A 1,059-nucleotide genomic window follows, 5' to 3' on the forward strand; every position below is an offset into this window, starting at 1 on the left:
GCTTGCTCTTGTTCGATCCAGCGCTGGGACTCATGGGCTTGGCAATGCGGGCAGGATCGGTGCCCGCACGAATGTGGCAAATAATCGATTTTGAAACAAGCCTCACATTGCACGCGCATCTGTGCCGAAAGCCTTGTTCGACAATGCTTAAAGGCGCTCAGGGCGCGGCGTTGACTAGGTAAAAGTGATGTGCCATACGTTTGTAGGAAATCACTTTCAAAGCGTTGCAGGATATCGATCAAACGGATCATTTGATCTCTCCCCAATGGATGGAGAGTCGACTCATCAAGTGGTTGAGGCGTTCAACTGCGGTCTCGGTTTGATGATTGGTTAGATGCGTGTAACGCGTGGTGGTGAGGATGGATTGATGGCCGAGGAACTGCTGCAAGTCTGAGAGATTGATGCCTGCTTCGATACAGTGCGTGGCATAACTATGCCTTAAACTATGGGGCGAAATTCTTTTTTTAAACCAATATCGACGCACACGGCGCGTAAGGCTCTTTGTGCGCCACCATCGTCTAAGTGCGTTGGCGCAAGATGCGCTTTCTTTAAACCACCAGCACGATTCGGAAAGAGCAAATGCGGATGTCGATGTACCATCCAAAATTGACGCAGCACAGTTAAGGTCGAAATCGGTAGCGGCACGAAACGATCACGGTTGCCTTTCGCGTCCCGAATCTGCACCCGCAGACGATCCGCATCAATATCCGCAACTTGCAAGCGCAGACCTTCACCAAGGCGCAAGCCAAGACTGTATAGCACATAAAAAAACACGCGATAACTGAGTACCTTGGTGTTCGCAATAATTTGCTGCATTTGTTCTACTGTGACGATATCGGGCAAGCGCTGGCTGTGAGGTGCCTTCACCAAATTCGGTGCAGGCCAGTCTTGGTGTAAGACTTTGTCGTAATAAAACTTAAGTCCATACAAATCGTGTTTGAGGGTACTCCACGAATGGGTACTCAGTAATTGAGAGAAATACTGCGTTAATTGCGCCTCGGTTAAGGCATTGATTTGATAGCGGAAATACAGCCCAGCACGCCGCACGCCTTGCGAGTA

1 protein-coding gene and 1 pseudogene are annotated in these 1,059 nt (G+C 49.6%); both read right to left on the reverse strand.

Annotated features, from left to right (window positions below):
- Positions 1-251 (reverse strand): transposase zinc-binding domain-containing protein (locus tag AC1RR2_RS20890; protein ID WP_493224218.1); only part of this gene is annotated, 251 nt, incomplete at its 3' end.
- Positions 248-1,047, reverse strand: a pseudogene (locus AC1RR2_RS20895) (tyrosine-type recombinase/integrase). The gene AC1RR2_RS20890 and the pseudogene AC1RR2_RS20895, both read right to left, overlap by 4 nt.
- Positions 1,048-1,059 lie beyond the last annotated feature (12 nt).

The organism is Undibacterium sp. GW821-FHT11H02 (assembly GCF_058808015.1).